Here is an 18725-nt window from a genome sequence, read left to right as displayed (position 1 = left end):
TAGGTGGAAAAATGAAACGAAGCATGTACGCTGGTGATGTTAGAGAAAATCAAATTGGTCAGACCTTGACCCTAAAAGGTTGGGTAGCTCGTCGCCGTAATCTTGGTGGACTGATCTTTATTGATTTACGAGACCGTCAAGGTTTAGTGCAACTAGTTGTCAACCCTGAAGAAGTGTCCAGCGATGTCGTGGACCTTGCGGAAAGCTTGCGAAGTGAGTATGTGATAGAGGTGACAGGTCGGGTTGAAGCCCGTCAACAAGCAAATGATAAGTTGGCCACTGGTGCGATTGAACTGCATGTGGAAGCTTTGTCCATTCTCAATGAGGCCAAGACCACACCGTTTGAAATCAAAGACGCTATCGAAGTTAGCGACGATACGCGGTTACGCTACCGTTACTTAGACTTGCGTCGTCCAGAAATGTTGGAAACGTTTAAACTACGTGCTAAGGTTACCCACACCATTCGAAACTATCTGGATAATTTGAACTTTATTGATGTTGAGACACCAATTTTGACCAAATCAACTCCGGAAGGGGCGCGTGATTACTTGGTACCAAGTCGTGTCAATAAAGGAAGTTTTTACGCATTACCGCAAAGCCCGCAAATCACGAAGCAGTTGCTCATGAACGCAGGTTTTGATCGGTATTATCAAATTGTTAAGTGTTTCCGTGATGAGGATTTACGGGGGGATCGTCAGCCTGAATTTACACAAGTCGACCTTGAGACCTCCTTCTTATCTGACCAAGAGATTCAGGATATTACAGAAGGCTTGATTGCTAAGGTTATGAAGGAGACTAAGGGGATTGATGTAACCCTGCCTTTCCCTCGTATGGACTATGCGGATGCCATGGAAAATTATGGTAGCGACAAGCCTGATACGCGCTTTGAGATGCTCTTAAAGGATGTCACTCCACTTGTAAAGGATTCTGGTTTTAAAGTTTTCGCTCAAGCAGAAGCTGTTAAGGCGATCGTAGTCAATGGTGGTGCCAGCCATTATTCTCGTAAAGCTATCGATCAGTTGACAGAAGTCGCGAAGCAATATGGGGCAAAAGGGTTAGCTTGGCTAAAGTTACAGGATGGAAAGTTGACAGGACCAATTGCTAAATTCCTAGCAGAGATTGAAGCTGAATTGACAGATGGTTTACAACTAACTGAAGATGACTTGATTCTTTTTGTAGCGGATAGCCGTGCGATTGCCAATGAAACCTTGGGAGCTTTGCGAACACGTATTGCCAAGGAAATGGATATGATTGACAGCAGTCAATTTAACTACCTCTGGGTTGTCAACTGGCCTATGTTTGAATGGTCTGAAGAAGAGGGGCGTTATATGAGTGCGCACCATCCCTTCACCTTGCCTTATCCTGAAACAGCTGCTGAGCTTGAGGGAGATTTAACGAAGGTTCGTGCGATTGCCTATGATATTGTCTTAAATGGTTACGAGCTTGGTGGTGGTAGCTTGCGGATAAATACGCGCGACCTGCAAGAACGTATGTTTACAGCACTTGGCTTTAGTCAGGAAGCTGCTCAAAACCAGTTTGGTTTTCTTTTGGAAGCTCTGGATTATGGTTTTCCACCACATGGTGGTTTGGCGATTGGCTTGGATCGGTTTGTCATGCTACTAGCAGGTAAGGAAAATATCCGAGAGGTCATTGCCTTTCCTAAGAATAATAAAGCGACTGATCCGATGACACAAGCACCGAGTCAGGTTTCACAATCACAATTAGATGAATTGGATTTAACCTTACAAGAAAATGGTAAATAAAGCTCCTTTAAAAAAACGATTCAAGTACAATGTAGAACAGCAAGCAAAAAAAGCTGGGATTTTAAAAGCCGTCCGAAGTATTTCACGTGAAAAATATGCGGAACGCATCTCTGCTTCTCTTTTGTATGGTTTGCTTTCTAGTATTGCCGTCAATTTCTTTTTTCAACCTGGTCATGTCTACTCAAGTGGTGCAACAGGTTTGGCACAAGTCCTGTCAGCTGTCAGTGCGCGTTTTCTGGGTGTCACTATCCCTGTTTCTGTCACTTTCTATGCGATTAATATTCCCTTAATTTTCCTTGCGTGGAAACAAATTGGGCATCGGTTTACTATTTTTACTTTTATTACTGTAACATTTAGTTCCCTGTTTATTCAGGTCATTCCTGTTGTTCGCTTGACTCCGGATCCTTTAATCAATGCTATTTTTGGTGGCTTGGTCATGGGGATTGGTATTGGTTATGCACTGAGAAATAATGTTTCCAGCGGTGGTACAGATATCGTGAGTTTGACGGTCAGAAAGAAAACGGGTCGCGATGTTGGTAGTATTTCTTTGATGGTAAATGGTTTTATCATGATTTTTGCGGGGCTGATTTTTGGTTGGCGCTATGCCCTGTATTCGATGGTGACCATTTTTGTCTCCAGTCGGGTCACAGATGCGCTTTATACAAAGCAAAAGAAGCTCCAGGCTATGATTATTACCACTCAGCCCAAACGAGTTGTCAAGATGTTGCATAAAAAATTACATCATGGGGTGACACAAATTGATGATGTTAGTGGTACCTATACAGGGGAAAAGAAAACGATTTTAATTGCTGTCATCACGAGGTATGAATACAACGATTTCAAATACTATATGAGAAAGGCAGATCCTAACGCTTTTATTTCAATATCTGAAAATGTCAAAATCATTGGACGTTTTAAAGAAGACTCATAAAAAGGAGGCACTATGAAAAGAGAAGGACAGGCACGTCTCGCTCTAGACCTAGTTCTAATCGCTTTGGGTGTTGCGATTTACAGCTTTGGTTTTGTGTACTTTAATATGGCTAACCATCTGGCAGAAGGTGGTATTTCTGGGGTTACCCTGATAACGCACGCCCTTTTCAACATAAACCCAGCCTATATGTCTTTAATCTTGAATGTCCCTTTATTTTGGTTGGGTCGTCGTATTTTTGGGAATAAAGCTTTGGGCCTAACCATTTACGGTACCTTGTTGCTTTCTTTCTTTGTATGGCTCTGGCAAAAAATTCCGCTACAAATTGATGTCAGTCATGATATGCTCATTGCTGCCCTGCTGGCTGGTGTTTTCGCTGGTTTTGGTAGTGGGTTGGTTTTTCGTCACGGTGGTACAACTGGTGGCGGAGATATTATTGGCCGTGTTATTGAAGAAAAAACCAGTCGCCCCCTAGGTCAAAATCTCTTTATTTTTGACAGTATTGTCTTGCTGTGCTCCTTGTCCTATATCGGAATTCGTCAAATGGTTTACACCTTGATTGCTAGCTTTGTATATTCGCAAATCATGCCTTTGATTTTACGTGGGGGATATGCGGCTAAAGGGATGTTTATCATCACAGACTTTCCTGTTGCGGTCGCCCAGGCTATTTCAGAAAATCTAGAACGGGGAGCGACATTTATCAATAGTGAAGGAGCTTACACCCAGACACCCAAACGGATGGTTTACGTGATTGTAAACCCAAGGGAGGTAGCTGAAGTGAAGCATCTCCTTACTGAGATTGACCCACATGCCTTTATCTCAATTGTAGATGTCGATGAAATCATTGGAGAAGGCTTTACTTGGGATGTTAAGCGTGTCAATAAAAGAAATAAGCTCTTTACTAGTAATAAAAAAAATTAGGAGATACCTCCTAATTTTTTTATTACATTTCATCTGGGGCCTGAACACCTAAAAGGGCAAGGGCTTCTTTGATGACTGTAGCAGTGGCGAAAGCTAAAGCTAAACGTCCAGATTTTTGGTCATCTTCATTTAGAATTCGAGTTTGAGCATAGTATTTATTGAAACTTTGAGCCAAACGGATAGCGTATTTAGCCATAATGGAAGGCTCATACTGGTCTGCAGCACGTTCGATGATTTTGGGGAAGTTTTGAAGTTGTTTAGTCAATTCCCAAGCTTGCTCACCATCTGGAACAGTTGTTAAGTCAGAGCTAGGCACATAGTTAGCCTTGCGTAAAATCGATTGAATCCGAGCATGCGTGTATTGGACATAGGGACCTGTTTCTCCTTCAAAGGAGACCATAGCCTCTAAATCGAAATCGTAGCCATTTTTTCTGTCTGTTTTTAAGTCATAAAACTTGATGGCACCAACACCGACTTGACGAGCAATATCTTCTTTGTTCTTTAAATCAGGATTTTTTGCGTCAATCTGCTGTAAAGCACGTTCGATGGCTTCTGTAATCGTTGGCTCCAGCAAGATAACGTTTCCTTTACGGGTTGAGAGTTTTTTCCCGTTTTTAGTAACCAGTCCAAAGGCAACCTGTTGGACGTCATCAGACCAGGAGTAACCCATCTCAGTAAGAACAGCTTTGAGCTGTCTAAAGTGGCCTTCTTGCTCGCCACCAACCACATAGAGTGCCTTGTCAAAATGATAAGTATTCTTGCGGTAAAGAGCAGCGGCTAAGTCTCGGGTAATATAGAGTGTTGCGCCGTCTGATTTTTTAATCAAGGCAGGAGGGGTAATGCCATAACTTTCTAAATTGACAACCTGAGCCCCTTCGGATTCTTGAAGGAGTCCCTTTTCTTCTAAAAGCGCGACGACTGCATCCATCTTGTCATTATAGAAAGCCTCGCCGTTGTAGCTATCAAAGGTAACATCGAGAATTTGGTAGATGCGGTTGAATTCTTCTAAACTTTCATCACGGAACCATTGCCAGAGTTGTAAAGCTTCAGCATCGCCATTTTCAAGTTTGCGGAACCACTGTCGTGCTTCTTCATCTATTCGAGGGTCTTCTTTCGCCTCTGCATTGACACGAACGTAAAGTTTCGCTAGCTCGGTGATAGGGTTCGCTTTGACCGTAGCTTCATCGCCCCATTTTTTGTAAGCAACGATGAGCAGTCCAAACTGTTTCCCCCAGTCACCTAGGTGATTAATCTTTACAGTTGTGTAACCCAATTTTTGAAAAAGAAGGGATAAGCTATCACCGATGACCGTTGAGCGAAGGTGCCCAATAGAAAAGGGCTTAGCGATGTTGGGGCTTGACATGTCGATGACAACGGATTTGTCCTTGCCGATGGCTTGTTGGCCGTAATGGTCTTTCTCAGTGATAACGGTCTCTAAAACCTGTTTGGTAATGCTAGACTTATCAAGGAAGAAATTAAGGTATGGCCCTACCGCCTCAACTTTTTCAAAGCCTGTGTTATCGATTGTTTCTGCTAATTCCTGAGCAATGGCTTGGGGTGCCTTACGGAAAGTTCTTGCCAAGGTAAAAGTTGGAAAGGCGAAATCACCAAGTTCACTTTTCTTAGGGGTCTCGATGAGCTCGTATATCGTTTCTTCATCTAGAGGGTCAATAATTTTATCGAGCGCTTGTGCGATGTATCGTTTATTATCCATGGGCTCTCCTTTTAACTTCTGGTTTGTGCACTCTATTTTACCATAAAATCAGGTCTTCTATGACCTGAGGAGGGGAAAACTTAAAAAAATTACTTTTTTGTTATAATAAAAATTGATTACAATGAAATATTTAAAGAGGTTTTTATGAAAAAAGCTGAACGTCGTGATAAAATTCAACGCTTAATCGCTAGTCGCCCTGTTCGTACACAAGAGGAAATTAAAGAACATTTGAGCTCTGAAGGAATTGAAGTGACCCAAGCGACGCTTTCACGAGATTTGCGAGCTATTGGACTTTTGAAGACGCGAGATGATGAAGGAAGACATTATTATACGGTTTCGCAGACAGAATCCACTGGTCTGAGCACGCAGGCTGCCCCTTATGTTAAAACAGTCGACCGAGCACAGTTTTCTTTGGTTATCCATACACCGCTTGGGGAAGCTGATTTGCTGGCGAATTTAATCGATGGTCTCAAACACGAAGATATTCTTGGAACAATCGCAGGCGCTGACACGCTTTTGGTTATTTGTCGCAACGAAAAAACGGCAATGATTTTAGAAAAAGATTTGAAAGCCTTCCTTCAATGATGCAATGGGAGGAAGAAACAGACAAACTGGCTGCCTTGCTTAAAAATCACTCATCTGTTCAAGCATTTCTTGAAGTGAAGACTCGCTTGGAAAAATTACCAGAGCTCCAAGATAAGGTCGGAGAGATGAAAGACCACCAACAAGAAGCTGTTTTCTTTAATAAGATAGAAAAAGAGCAGGCTTACTTGCAGGCAGATGAGGAAGCCATCCGTTTACAGGATGATTTATCTCAACTCCCTGTTGTTGTGGAATACCGACAAAAGATGCAGGATGCGAGTGATTTACTATACCATGTGACAAAGGCGATAGAAGAAGGGATAAACAAGGGAGATAACCTATGACAAAAAAGAAATTATCTCCAGGCATGCAACAGTATCTGGATATAAAAGAAAACTATCCAGATGCTTTTTTGCTGTTTCGAATGGGAGATTTTTACGAGCTTTTTTATGATGATGCGATAAAAGCGGCGCAAATTCTCGAGTTAACCCTAACGAGTCGGAATAAAAACGCAGATGATCCGATTGCCATGGCTGGTGTTCCTTACCACTCAGCTCAGCAATATATCGATATTTTAGTGGATCAAGGCTATAAGGTTGCCATTGCGGAGCAGATGGAAGATCCCAAAAAATCTGTTGGGGTTGTCAAACGTGAGGTAGTTCAGGTGATAACACCAGGAACAGCTGTTGACAGTCAGACGCAATCGGCAGGGAATAACTTCTTGGTCGCTATTGATAGTGACGGGGAGACCTTTGGTTTAGCCTATATGGATTTATCAACAGGGGAGTTTTTTGCCACACAGTTAACAGATTTTACTCAAATCACGAATGAAATTCAAAATCTCAAAGCTAAAGAAGTTGTTGTCGGTTTTGAGTTGACGCTAGACCAAGAGGATATCTTGTGTAGTCAACTTAATTTACTGATTTCCAAACAAGACCAAGCAGTTCTAGACACAGATCTCATCTCGGAAGACTGTATATCAGAAATTGAACAAAGCGTTGCTGGTAAGTTGCTCGGTTATGTTCAAGTAACCCAAAAACGGCAATTAAGCCATTTACAAGCTGTCAAGCATTATGCGATTAGAGATTACCTGCAGATGACGTATGCTAGCAAACGGAGTCTAGATTTGCTGGAAAATGCACGAACTGGTAAGAAATTCGGGAGTCTGTATTGGTTATTGGACGAAACCAAAACGGCTATGGGAACTCGTTTGCTCAGACAGTGGATTGACAGACCCTTGCTTCATAAAGCTGCTATTTTACAACGCCAAAATGCTGTAACAGCGCTGATTGATAACTTTTTTGAACGTGTAGACTTGACAGAAAGTTTAAAAGGGGTTTACGACATTGAACGCTTAGCGAGTCGTATTTCTTTTGGAAAGGCTAGCCCTAAGGACTTGCTGCAACTGGGTCAAACTTTACAGAAGGTACCCCAGATTAAAGAAAGGTTGCGTCAGTTTAACAACCAAGAACTTGACACGCTTGAGTCGGCTATCGATGCCCTGCCTAGTCTAGCTTATATGATTATGGAATCGATTGATCCTGATGCCCCAGCGACCATTACAGAAGGCGGGATAATCAAATCTGGCTTTGACGAGCAATTAGACCGTTATCGGACAGTCATGCGAGATGGTCAATCTTGGATTTTAGACCTAGAAGCCCGCGAGCGAGAACAATCTGGGATTGCTAATCTAAAGATTGATTACAACCGTAAAGATGGGTACTATTTTCATGTAACCAATTCCCAGTTGGATAAAGTCCCAGATTATTTTTTCCGTAAGGCGACCTTGAAGAATTCGGAACGGTTTGGAACGACTGATCTGGCCAAAATCGAGGGTGAAATGCTAGAAGCCAGGGAAAAATCAGCAAATCTTGAGTACGATATCTTTTTAAGTATTCGTCAAAAAGTTGAGTCTTTCATCAAGGATTTGCAAGTCCTTGCTCGCCATCTAGCAACAGTTGACGTTTTACAGAGTTTGGCAGTCGTTTCTGAAAATCAGCACTATCACAAACCACAATTCAATGACCACCATGAAATTGCCATCGTAGAAGGACGGCATCCTGTTGTTGAAAAAGTCTTCTCTGGCAGTGCTTACGTTCCTAATTCGATTACGCTGACTAGTGATATTTGGCTTCAACTGATTACAGGGCCGAACATGAGTGGGAAATCAACCTATATGCGTCAACTCGCTCTCATTGTCATCTTGGCTCAACTGGGTTGCTATGTGCCTGCAAAGAGCGCAGATTTACCAGTATTTGATGCTATCTTTACCCGTATTGGGGCTGCAGATGATTTGATTTCAGGTCAGTCTACCTTCATGCTTGAGATGATGGAGGCGAATGCTGCGATGGAGCTTGCTACAGAAAACTCTTTGATATTGTTTGATGAGCTGGGTCGTGGGACTGCAACCTATGATGGTATGGCTTTAGCACAAGCCATTATTGAACATATTCATGACCATATCGGAGCCAAAACCCTTTTTGCAACGCACTACCATGAGTTGACATCCCTGTCAACAAACTTGACACACTTAGAGAATGTTCATGTGGCAACCCTAGAGCAAGACGGTCAAGTGACATTCTTGCACCAAATTTCATCAGGACCAGCAGATAAGTCTTATGGTATCCATGTTGCGAAAATTGCGGGATTACCAACGCCTTTACTGCAAAGAGCAGCGACCATATTAGATCGGTTAGAAAATCAGGAAGTTTCCTTGCCGGTAGAATCTAGCCGTCCAACCCCTCAACAAACGTCACTTTTTGAATCAGAGGAAGTTTCAGTCATCGACAAACTTCGTGATTTAGATTTAAACACGATGACACCCATGGAGGCCATGACGGCTTTGTATGAATTAAAAAAAGAACTCACTGAAGAAATTTAGCTCGAAAAAAACGCCTAAGCAAGTTGCTTAGGCGTTTCTGGTGCTTATCTCTGCTTAGAGGGGATGACTAAATAGAGAAGGGAGATGTTGTTAGGCAATTTTCGTAAAGTTGCGTTTTTTGAGTTCAAAGGTGACATCGCTAGCTTGTGCAACTTCTCTTTCATGCGTAACAATAATCACCGTTTTATCTTGCTCATGGGCAATTTTCTGGAAAATCTTAATGATATCTTGTGTCGTTTCTTCATCGAGGTTACCAGTAGGTTCATCAGCAATGATAATGTCAGCTCCACTAGCCAGAGCTCGCACGATAGCAACACGCTGTTGTTGGCCACCAGAGAGCTTAAGAACTGGCTTATCAAGCAAGGATTCATCTAGCCCAACGTCTGCAAACAAAGCAGTGATTTTCTCGGGGTCAACTTGCCTTCCGGTGATATCTAGTGCCACTTGGATATTTTGTCTTGCTGTCATATAGGTTAAGAGGTTGTATGCTTGGAAAATCGTGGAAACACTGCGTTTACGGTAGGAAACCAAACCACCTTTTTGGATGGGTTGCCCATTGAGTTGGATATTTCCAGATTTCGGCGTGTCTAAACCAGCTAGTAAGGATAAGAAAGTGGTTTTCCCGCTTCCAGATTGCCCTAAAATCGAGTAAACCTTACCTTTTTCAAAGCTAAGTGAGACATCTTTAAAGAGATAATCATCAGGATTATTTGTATACCAGTAGCTGATGTTATGCGTTGTTAATGTCATAGGCTTACCTTCTTTCTAATTGGATGAGAGGATGTCTTTTGGTTTCATGCGAATGATGCCAATGCTAGCTAGAACGGTTGAAGCAAGTGAAATCAAAAGTGCGATACCACCCAGTTTAGCGATACTAGCTGGTGTTTGTTTGATGTTTAGTGAGTTAAGTTGGCTGGAACTAGTGGTCATATTTGGAGCACCATTACCTCCTTGAGGCGGTTGGTTATTACTTGTTTGGCTAGAAGATGTTGTCGTTGAACTGGATGAAGCAGAGGTATTTTCTCCTGGGCCACCCCCTTGTCCAGCCCCTGTTGACGTTTGTGTCGTGCTCGTTTGTTGGCTAATAAGCTGTTGTCCTAGAACATTTCCAACAACATTTCCTGCAGCGGTTGCAAGTCCAATAGAAACCAACATGACGACAAATAACTCAACGAAGAATTGACTGATAATCTTTAATCGCCCTTCTCCCAGACTCATGAGGACGCCGATTTCGTAACGTCGTTCACGAATACTTAAGATAACAATGAGTGTTAGGATGATGGCGCCAGCAATGGAAACCAGCCAAACAATGTTTTTAGCAATGGATGCAATGCTATTAAGAGGTTGAAGCATTTGTTGATAGACTTGGTCATTGCCCGTCAGTTCATACTTTTCAGTGTCAATATCTTTTTTGGCATTAGACACAAAACTGTCTTTTTTGGAAGGATTTGACAAGGTATAAACAGCTGAATCTACTGTATCACTGCTTCCTTTCATGGTATTTGCAGTTGTCAAGTTAGTGTAAATGTTGTTTTGTGGGTTGCTGGCTTTATTTTGCAATTGTGAAGCCGTCACAGTTGCTGTTGAGGTGTAAATGCCGACAACTTTAAGGGTGTAGCTTGTGCTTGTATTGTTGACAGTTGTGGTAACTGTAAAACTATCACCTACAGAGAGGTTATTGGCTTTGGCTAAATCAGATGAGATGACAGCTTCATTGTCAGCTGTTGACGCTGTAATGCCTACGCCACTTTTTAGTGTGTTTGTGCCATTTGAGAAATCAGAGACGTTATCTGTCGTGTTGACACCAGTGATAGTGAAATCCCCAGATTGCATAGCGCTCGGACCATTTTGTTGATTGGTGCTTGAGCTAGATGTAGTTGATGACGAACTAATGGCTGAAATGCCACTGCCAGCAGTTGCTGTTGTGGTCGTTGTAAAGAGATAGGATTTGACACCAGATTTTTCGGCGATTTTCTGAGCCGTCTCTAGGGGGATGGGGGTCATGGTCATGGTTGGTGGCTCGTTACTACTTGAGTCTGATGAGGATTTACTAGCCTCCATCTGTTGCATCATATAGTCTCGACTAACTTGGAGAGTGACCGTGGCTCCTGTTTCTTGCTTAGCAGTTTCAACAGCCGATTTTGCTGCTTTATTGATGGTTAAACCGGCTAGAACAAACGTTAAGATGACTGACGTCACTAAAATAAGTAGTAGTGACTTTCCTTTCTTTGCCCAAGTGTATAACCAGGCTCTTTTGATAAAATTCATATGAGGACTCCTTCTATTGTTATCTGGGCCTAATATACAATGAAATACTTGCAAAAACCTATAATTTATACAAAACAAAGCTTAAAAAGCCAAGTGGTAAGACCCAGGTGCTTTGGTAAAATGTGGTATAATAAAAGGACTATAGTAGAAGAAAAAGATTGTCTGTTAGGGAGAGAAAAATGGCAAAAATAATTGAGCTACCTGAAGTTTTAGCCAATCAAATCGCTGCTGGTGAGGTTATTGAACGACCAGCTAGTGTCGTTAAAGAATTAGTCGAAAACGCTATCGATGCCGACAGTCACATCATTCGTGTGGAAATTGAGGAATCTGGTTTAAAGAGTATCTGTGTTAGTGATGATGGAAATGGCATGGCAGAAGCAGACGTGGCTTTGTCTTTAAAACGGCATGCGACGAGTAAGATTTCAAAGCAGGCCGACCTTTTTCGCATAAGAACCTTAGGTTTTCGTGGTGAAGCCCTCCCCTCAATTGCCTCAGTTAGTCAGTTAACCATTACCACGAGAGAAGGCGAGGCGACTTCTGGGACACAACTGATTTCAGAAGGCGGAGAGGTTAGGTCAATCACGCCGATTGCAGCTAAACCTGGGACCAGGATTTTGGTTGAAAATCTCTTTTTTAATACGCCTGCCCGTCTGAAATATATGAAAAGTTTGCAGGCAGAATTGGGGCATATTATCGATGTCCTCAATCGACAGAGTCTTGCTCATCCAGAGATTGCCTTTTGCTTAATCAATGATGGGCGTGAAGTATTGAAGACAAATGGAACGGGGAAACTGAAAGAAACACTGGCAGGAGTTTATGGTGTCAATACAGCCAAGAAAATGATTGCCATTGAGGCGCAAGATTTAGATTTTGAAGTCACTGGCTATGTCAGCTTACCAGAATTAACACGGGCTAACCGTTCTTATATTACCTTGATCATCAATGGTCGTTACATTAAAAATTTTCTGCTTAACCGTGCTATTCTTAATGGTTATGGCAGTAAGTTGATGGTGGGACGCTTTCCCATAGCGGTCTTGTCCATCAAGATAGACCCTTATTTGGCCGATGTTAACGTGCACCCGACAAAGCAAGAAGTACGCTTATCTAAGGAAAAGGAACTGATGGGACTGATAGAGTCAGCCATACAGGAGGCCTTGTCTGAACAAGAACTTATTCCAGATGCCTTAGATAATCTGAATCAAACGCGTAAACGGACGTCACAGAGGCCAGAGCAACTTGCTTTTTCCTTACCAGCAGAGAAAGTGGGGAAAGAAGACTACCGTCCTGCGGTGACTTCTCCTGTAGATCTACCGAATTTTACAAAAAACGTTGTTGACGAAACCCTCTCATCGCCCGTCACCTATGAAACAAACGACACCACTTCTTCGGCGGTTAAAACTGCTAAACGTCGTGAGGACTTTGGAAATCAAGAACACCCGGGCCTAGCTATTCGGTCACGTAAGGAACGGCAAAGAGTTGACAAAATTGTCAACCAATTAGAACAGGAAGAAAACCAAACATTTCCAGAACTGGAGTATTTTGGTCAAATGCATGGGACCTACCTGTTCGCACAAGGGCAAGAAGGTCTCTATATCATTGATCAACATGCTGCTCAAGAGCGGGTCAAGTACGAATATTATCGAGAAAAGATTGGGGAAGTTGACAGTTCTTTACAGCAACTTCTGGTACCCTATCTGTTTGAATTCTCGAAATCGGATTACCTGACACTTTTAGAAAGACAAGATACCCTAAAAGAAATTGGTATCCATTTAGAACCCTATGGAGACAGCACCTTCATCCTAAGGGAACACCCCATTTGGTTGGCAGAAGATGAGATTGAGTCTGGGATTTATGAGATGTGTGACATGCTTCTTTTGACTGACCAGGTCTCTGTCAAGCGTTATCGAGCTGAACTGGCGATTATGATGTCGTGTAAACGCAGTATAAAAGCAAACCATCGTCTGGATGAGACGTCGGCACGAAATCTGTTAAGACAGCTTGCCTATTGTCATAATCCTTACAACTGTCCCCATGGACGTCCCGTATTGGTGTACTTTTCAACATCAGATATGGAAAAAATGTTTCGGCGGATTCAGGAAAACCATACCAGTCTGCGTGAATTAGGCAAATACTAGTACACTTTAGGAGGTGAGGGTGCCTCTTGTATACTGGCATAGGGGAAAAGCAAAAAGATGCGGTTGGTAGGCACAATCTTTTATATAGAAGTTTGTGTGAGCTACCAATAACGCTAGAAAGAAAATCAGAAAGAGACTTATGTACGAATATATTACTGGTGTTCTCGCCAAAATTACGTCTAAATACATCGTGGTTGAAACAGGAGGAATTGGCTATATCTTGCATGTGGCCAATCCTTATGCCTATTCTTCTCAAGTTGGTCAAAACTTAACCATCTATCTCCATCAAGTCGTCCGTGAGGATGCACAGCTCTTGTATGGCTTCTCAACAGAAGAAGAAAAACAACTGTTTTTGAACCTAATTTCAGTGTCGGGAATTGGCCCTGTATCAGCCTTAGCTATTATTGCCTGTGATGACAATACTGGTCTGGTGAAGGCCATTGAGGGGAAAAACATCACTTACCTGACTAAATTTCCCAAAATCGGGAAGAAAACAGCCCAGCAGATGGTACTTGATTTAGAAGGGAAAATTTCAGTTGCTTTAGATGAGGCCCCAGAACAATCACCGTCTTCACAGGAAACGTCAAATCAATCACTAGAAGAGGCTATGGAAGCTATGTTAGCACTGGGCTATAAAGCGACAGAATTGAAGAAGATTAAGAAATTCTTTGAGGGGACCTCTGACACAGCAGAGAATTACATCAAATCCGCTTTAAAAATGTTAGTTAAGTGAGATAGGAGTAAGCATGGTTAAACGTTGTTCTTGGGTGAAACTATCGAACCCTCTCTATGTAGCTTATCATGATGAGGAATGGGGGCGCCCCTTACATGACGATCAAAAATTGTTTGAGTTGCTATGTCTAGAGACCTATCAGGCGGGGTTATCTTGGGAAACGGTTCTCAATAAACGTCAGGCTTTCCGCCAAGCTTTTTTTCAGTATGATATTGCGCGTGTGGCACAAATGACAGACAAGCAGCTGGAAGCCTTATTGGCTAATGCAGCCATTATTCGACATCGCGCCAAGTTGTTTGCGACACGTCAAAATGCTCAGGCGGTTTTAAAAGTACAAAAAGAGTTCGGTAGCTTAGACCACTTTCTTTGGGATTTTGTTGGGGGACACCAGCAAGTCCATAAGGTTACGACGATTAAGGACATCCCGACTAAAACAGATTTGTCTGAACACCTGTCTAAAACATTGAAACGATTAGGTTTTTCATTTACTGGCCCTGTGGCCATGCAGTCTTTTCTGCAAGCAGCAGGTTTGGTAAATGACCATGAAGAGACTTGTGATTTCAAGTATCATCAATCGTCTTAGTGTTTATGGAAATAATAACGAATACATTGATGGGAGGATTAAAAGATGCGAACTGAAATTATTGCTGTCGGAACGGAGCTGTTGACCGGGCAAATCGTCAATAGCAACGCGCAGTTTATTTCTGAAAAGTTAGCTGAAATTGGGGTGGATGTCTATTACCACACGACTGTTGGAGATAATCCTAGCCGCTTGCTAGATGTTTTTCAAAAAGCACAAGAACGGAGCGATTTGGTGATTGTTTCAGGGGGACTGGGACCGACTGAAGATGATTTGACCAAACAAACCATCGCACAAGCCCTAGGTGTTTCTCTTGAAACAGATGGGCAGGCTATGGCAAAAATCAATCAGCGCTTTGTCAATATTGGTCGCCCTAAAACGGTTAATAATGACCGTCAGGCACTATACCTGGCTGGGGGAAAGCCATTGCCCAACCGAACTGGCTTAGCTATCGGCTCCTATCTGCAAAAAGAAGACAAAACCTATGTTTTATTGCCTGGCCCTCCTAGTGAATTGAAGCCAATGGTGGTAGAAGAATTGCTTCCACTCCTAGCACAAGGGAAAAGGCTTTACTCTCGCGTGCTACGGTTTGTAGGTATCGGTGAGAGCTTGTTGACGACCCTCTTGGCAGACATTATCAGTCAGCAAACAGACCCCACGATTGCGCCTTATGCAAAAACTGGTGAAGTTACTTTGCGGTTATCTACCAAAGCATCTCATGCTGAGGAGGCAGAGAAACGTTTGGACCTTTTTGAGGCAAGTATTTTAAGTAAGGACCCTCAAATTCGTCAAGCTTTTTATGGTTATGGGGATGATAACTCACTAGCTCAGGTGGTTGTTTCTGCCTTAAAGGCATCTCATCTTACCGTGACCGCTGCTGAAAGCTTAACAGCAGGTTTGTTTCAAGCGACCCTTGCCTCTGTCAGTGGTGCTTCTGAAGTTCTTCCAGGCGGATTTGTGACCTATAGCCTAGAGCAAAAGGCGCAGATGTTAGATATTCCTGTGGTTGATTTAGAAAAACACGGGGTGGTGAGTGCGTATACTGCAGAACAGATGGCTAGCCAATCTCGCAAAAAGACTGGTGCTTCGATTGGCGTCGGCTTGACAGGGGTTGCAGGCCCAGGAGAGTTGGAAGGTCATGAAGTAGGAACAGTTTATTTGGGCTTGGCAACAGAGCAGGGAGTCTACTCGCGCCTCTTAAAACTGGGAGACCGTTCGCGACAAGATATCCGTAAAATTTCTGTGCTGACAGCCCTAGACTGGATTCGTCAGGACTTGAAAAAAACCAAAAATATAGTATAATAACTATAAGAAACTATTTTAACAAAGGAGAAAACTTTGGCCAAAAAAACAAAGAAGACAGAAGAAATTACCAAAAAATTTGGTGACGAACGCCAGAAGGCCCTAGATGCAGCCCTCAAGAATATCGAGAAAGATTTTGGTAAAGGGGCCATTATGAAGCTGGGCGAACGCGCTGAGCAAAAGGTTCAAGTGATGAGCTCTGGGTCTCTAGCCTTGGATATTGCTCTGGGGGCAGGTGGTTATCCTAAGGGACGGATTATTGAGATTTATGGTCCTGAAAGTTCTGGTAAGACTACTGTTGCACTGCACGCAGTAGCACAGGCGCAAAAAGATGGGGGGATTGCTGCCTTTATTGATGCGGAACATGCTTTAGATCCAGCTTATGCGGCGGCCTTGGGAGTTAATATCGATGAACTTCTCTTGTCTCAACCAGATTCAGGTGAACAAGGTTTAGAGATCGCAGCGGAATTGATTGACTCAGGCGCTGTAGACTTGGTGGTGGTTGACTCTGTTGCCGCCCTTGTCCCTCGGGCTGAAATTGATGGTGATATCGGAGATAGCCATGTCGGTTTGCAAGCTAGGATGATGAGTCAGGCAATGCGTAAGCTGTCTGCTTCTATCAATAAAACTAAAACGATTGCCATTTTCATTAACCAATTGCGTGAAAAAGTTGGGGTTATGTTTGGAAATCCTGAAACTACCCCTGGTGGACGTGCTTTGAAATTCTATGCCTCTGTCCGTATGGATGTTCGTGGAAATACACAAATCAAGGGAACGGGTGACCAAAAAGATAGTAATGTTGGTAAGGAAACCAAGATTAAAATCGTTAAAAACAAGGTAGCTCCGCCATTTAAGGTTGCAGAAGTGGAAATCATGTATGGTGAAGGTATTTCACGGACAGGCGAACTTCTAAAGATTGCAACGAACTTGGATATTATAAAGAAGGCCGGTGCTTGGTACTCCTACAATGGAGATAAGATTGGCCAAGGTTCTGAAAATGCCAAGAAGTTTTTGGCTGACAATCCAGAAATTTTTGATGAAATCGACCGACAAGTGCGCGTGAAGTATGGACTCATCGAGGAAGACAAAGAAGTTGTCACAGAAACTCAGGCTCCAGATGAATCAGATGCTTCTGTAGACGATGTTGTTTTGGACTTGGATGATGCCATCGAAATCGAAGAATAAATCTTTGAAAACGAATTCTTTAAGAAAAAATTAGGAAAATAAACTTTTTATTTGACAAAAAGCGAAATAGGTCCTAAGACCTATTTCTTTTTTGGTCTAGACGTGTTAGAATAATGGTATCAGTGATAGAAAGCGAGAAAATCATGATTAAAATTTATACGATTTCAAGCTGTACCAGCTGTAAAAAAGCGAAAACATGGTTGAATAAACATCAACTGCCTTATAAAGAACAAAACTTAGGGAAGGAACCTCTCACACGTGAAGAAATTTTGGATATCCTTTCCAAAACTGAAAACGGGGTCGAAAGTATCGTTTCTTCTAAGAATCGCTATGCCAAGGCCTTAAAGTGTGATATTAATGAACTAAGCGTTAGTGAAGTAATCACTATCATCAAAGAAAATCCTCGAATTTTAAAAAGTCCGATTCTCATAGACGATAAGCGTCTACAAGTCGGTTATAAAGAAGATGATATCCGTGCCTTTTTGCCACGTTCTATTCGAAATGTGGAAAATGCAGAAGCCCGTATGCGTGCGGCTTTGTAAGGCAATTGAGGAAGTTCAAAAACACCTCCCTAATCAATAGCTAGTCTTTGATGTGGGTTGTTTTTGGGCTTTTTTCAATGGGCAAAGCAGATGGTTGATAAAAGCTAACAAATAAGATATACTACTGACTAAGAAACAAGAAAAAGAGGGTAAGTTATGGGATTTACTGACGAAACTGTTCGTTTCAATTTAGACGATAACAATAAAAAAGAGATTAGCGAAACCCTGACAACTGTTTATCGCTCACTCGAAGAAAAAGGCTATAATCCTATCAATCAAATTGTAGGCTATGTGTTGAGTGGAGACCCTGCCTATATTCCCCGTTACAATGATGCGCGGAATCAAATCCGTAAATACGAACGAGATGAACTGGTAGAAGAATTGGTCCGTTTTTATCTCAAAGGTAACGGAGTTGATTTTCGATGAGAATCTTGGGGTTAGATGTTGGCTCAAAGACCGTTGGAGTGGCGGTCAGTGATCCGTTAGGGTTTACGGCCCAGGGTGTCGAGATTATTGCTATCGATGAAGCAGCTGATGAGTTTGGACTGGATCGCTTGGGAGAGCTAATCGCTCAATATAAGCCCGAGAAGATTGTGATTGGCTTGCCTAAAAACATGAACAATACGAGTGGGCCACGTGTTGAGGCCAGTCAAGCTTATGGGGAAAAAGTGACCCAACGTTTTGATTTACCTGTGGCTTATCAGGATGAACGGTTAACGACTGTCCAAGCAGAACGGATGCTTGTCGAGCAGGCCGATATCAGCCGCAGTAAGCGGAAAAAAGTTATTGATAAATTGGCAGCACAATTAATTTTGCAGAATTACTTAGATAGTCATTTTTAAAGGAGAAGGTATGGCACACGAACACAACCACGATCATGAGCATAAACATGAAGTTATCACTTTAGTTGATGATCAAGGAAATGAAACTTTATTTGAAATTCTTTTGACCATTGATGGACGTGAAGAATTTGGGAAGAACTATGTTCTCTTGGTACCTGCGGGTGCTGAAGAGGATGAAAATGGCCAAATCGAAATTCAGGCCTACTCTTTCACAGAAAGTGAAGATGGAACAGAAGGCGACTTGCAACCTATTCCTGAAGATTCCGATAAAGAATGGGATATGATTGAAGAAGTCTTCAATAGTTTTTTAGATGAAGAATAAATAACCTAAAAAAGTCTGAGATGTTTA

At 42.3% G+C, this 18725-nt stretch carries 18 protein-coding genes; 15 read left to right on the top strand and 3 right to left on the bottom strand.

Going from position 1 to position 18725, the window contains the following annotated elements; all coding sequences use genetic code 11:
* Positions 1-11: 11 nt before the first annotated feature.
* The 3 genes from aspS to STRDD12_RS05880 are packed head-to-tail and all read left to right on the top strand — an operon-like array spanning position 12 to position 3612.
* Positions 12-1763 (top strand): aspartate--tRNA ligase, encoded by a 1752-nt coding sequence (gene aspS / locus STRDD12_RS05890; protein WP_066916069.1) that lies wholly within the window; start codon positions 12-14, stop codon positions 1761-1763.
* The gene (locus tag STRDD12_RS05885; protein WP_066916067.1) at positions 1753-2694 is read left to right on the top strand and encodes a YitT family protein; all 942 of its coding nucleotides are present in this window, start codon (positions 1753-1755) and stop codon (positions 2692-2694) included. Before aspS ends, STRDD12_RS05885 begins: the two co-directional genes overlap by 11 nt.
* Before the next feature lie 12 nt (positions 2695-2706).
* A complete protein-coding gene (locus tag STRDD12_RS05880) occupies positions 2707-3612 on the top strand; it encodes a YitT family protein (RefSeq protein WP_066916065.1) in 906 nt (301 codons plus the stop codon).
* A gap of 22 nt (positions 3613-3634) precedes the next feature.
* On the opposite strand, the gene argS is transcribed toward STRDD12_RS05880, so the two are convergent.
* Entirely contained in the window at positions 3635-5326 is a 1692-nt protein-coding gene (gene argS / locus STRDD12_RS05875; RefSeq protein WP_066916063.1) for an arginine--tRNA ligase, read from the bottom strand.
* Between the two features lie 144 nt (positions 5327-5470).
* On the opposite strand from argS, the gene argR reads away from it, so the two are divergent.
* From argR to mutS, 3 genes are read left to right on the top strand one after another with little or no spacing between them, the layout of a single operon-like run.
* Entirely contained in the window at positions 5471-5911 is a 441-nt protein-coding gene (gene argR, locus STRDD12_RS05870; protein ID WP_066916061.1) for an arginine repressor, read from the top strand.
* Entirely contained in the window at positions 5908-6252 is a 345-nt protein-coding gene (locus tag STRDD12_RS05865) for a YlbF family regulator (protein WP_197456652.1), read from the top strand. Before argR ends, STRDD12_RS05865 begins: the two co-directional genes overlap by 4 nt.
* The gene (mutS, locus tag STRDD12_RS05860) at positions 6249-8789 is read left to right on the top strand and encodes a DNA mismatch repair protein MutS (RefSeq protein ID WP_066916059.1); all 2541 of its coding nucleotides are present in this window, start codon (positions 6249-6251) and stop codon (positions 8787-8789) included. Before STRDD12_RS05865 ends, mutS begins: the two co-directional genes overlap by 4 nt.
* A gap of 90 nt (positions 8790-8879) precedes the next feature.
* Here the strand turns inward: mutS and STRDD12_RS05855 are convergent, their stop codons facing one another.
* Together STRDD12_RS05855 and STRDD12_RS05850 are read right to left on the bottom strand one after the other, a co-directional pair.
* Positions 8880-9539: an ABC transporter ATP-binding protein gene (locus STRDD12_RS05855; RefSeq protein WP_066916057.1), complete on the bottom strand. Its 660-nt coding sequence runs from the start codon at positions 9537-9539 to the stop codon at positions 8880-8882.
* A gap of 15 nt (positions 9540-9554) precedes the next feature.
* Positions 9555-11057, bottom strand: coding sequence for an ABC transporter permease (locus tag STRDD12_RS05850; RefSeq protein WP_066916055.1), 1503 nt, complete (start codon positions 11055-11057; stop codon positions 9555-9557).
* Between the two features lie 179 nt (positions 11058-11236).
* On the opposite strand from STRDD12_RS05850, the gene mutL reads away from it, so the two are divergent.
* From mutL to STRDD12_RS05805, 9 genes are all read left to right on the top strand, one after another.
* Positions 11237-13192 carry a DNA mismatch repair endonuclease MutL gene (gene mutL / locus STRDD12_RS05845; protein ID WP_066916053.1) on the top strand — a complete coding sequence of 652 codons (1956 nt, stop codon included), beginning with the start codon at positions 11237-11239 and terminating at the stop codon, positions 13190-13192.
* Between the two features lie 139 nt (positions 13193-13331).
* Positions 13332-13925, top strand: a complete 594-nt coding sequence (ruvA, locus tag STRDD12_RS05840; RefSeq protein WP_066916051.1) for a Holliday junction branch migration protein RuvA — start codon at positions 13332-13334, stop codon at positions 13923-13925.
* Positions 13926-13938: 13 nt separating this feature from the next.
* Positions 13939-14508 carry a DNA-3-methyladenine glycosylase I gene (locus STRDD12_RS05835; RefSeq protein WP_066916049.1) on the top strand — a complete coding sequence of 190 codons (570 nt, stop codon included), beginning with the start codon at positions 13939-13941 and terminating at the stop codon, positions 14506-14508.
* Between the two features lie 45 nt (positions 14509-14553).
* Positions 14554-15807, top strand: coding sequence for a competence/damage-inducible protein A (locus tag STRDD12_RS05830; protein ID WP_066916047.1), 1254 nt, complete (start codon positions 14554-14556; stop codon positions 15805-15807).
* Positions 15808-15843: 36 nt separating this feature from the next.
* Complete coding sequence (recA, locus tag STRDD12_RS05825) at positions 15844-16992, top strand: recombinase RecA (RefSeq protein ID WP_066916045.1); 1149 nt, start codon at positions 15844-15846, stop codon at positions 16990-16992.
* Positions 16993-17135: 143 nt separating this feature from the next.
* Positions 17136-17534 carry a transcriptional regulator Spx gene (gene spx, locus STRDD12_RS05820; protein WP_066916043.1) on the top strand — a complete coding sequence of 133 codons (399 nt, stop codon included), beginning with the start codon at positions 17136-17138 and terminating at the stop codon, positions 17532-17534.
* Between the two features lie 156 nt (positions 17535-17690).
* Positions 17691-17960, top strand: a complete 270-nt coding sequence (locus STRDD12_RS05815) for an IreB family regulatory phosphoprotein (RefSeq protein ID WP_066916041.1) — start codon at positions 17691-17693, stop codon at positions 17958-17960.
* Positions 17957-18376 carry a Holliday junction resolvase RuvX gene (ruvX, locus tag STRDD12_RS05810; RefSeq protein ID WP_066916039.1) on the top strand — a complete coding sequence of 140 codons (420 nt, stop codon included), beginning with the start codon at positions 17957-17959 and terminating at the stop codon, positions 18374-18376. The genes STRDD12_RS05815 and ruvX overlap by 4 nt, the downstream gene beginning before the upstream one ends.
* A 10-nt stretch (positions 18377-18386) precedes the next feature.
* Positions 18387-18698 carry a DUF1292 domain-containing protein gene (locus STRDD12_RS05805; protein ID WP_066916037.1) on the top strand — a complete coding sequence of 104 codons (312 nt, stop codon included), beginning with the start codon at positions 18387-18389 and terminating at the stop codon, positions 18696-18698.
* Positions 18699-18725: the final 27 nt, after the last annotated feature.

The sequence above is a fragment of the Streptococcus sp. DD12 genome, assembly GCF_001578885.1.
Classification (GTDB): Bacteria; Bacillota; Bacilli; order Lactobacillales; family Streptococcaceae; genus Streptococcus.
The sequence above is the reverse complement of the archived record's forward strand: the minus strand, read 5'-3'. Positions and strand labels throughout refer to the sequence as shown.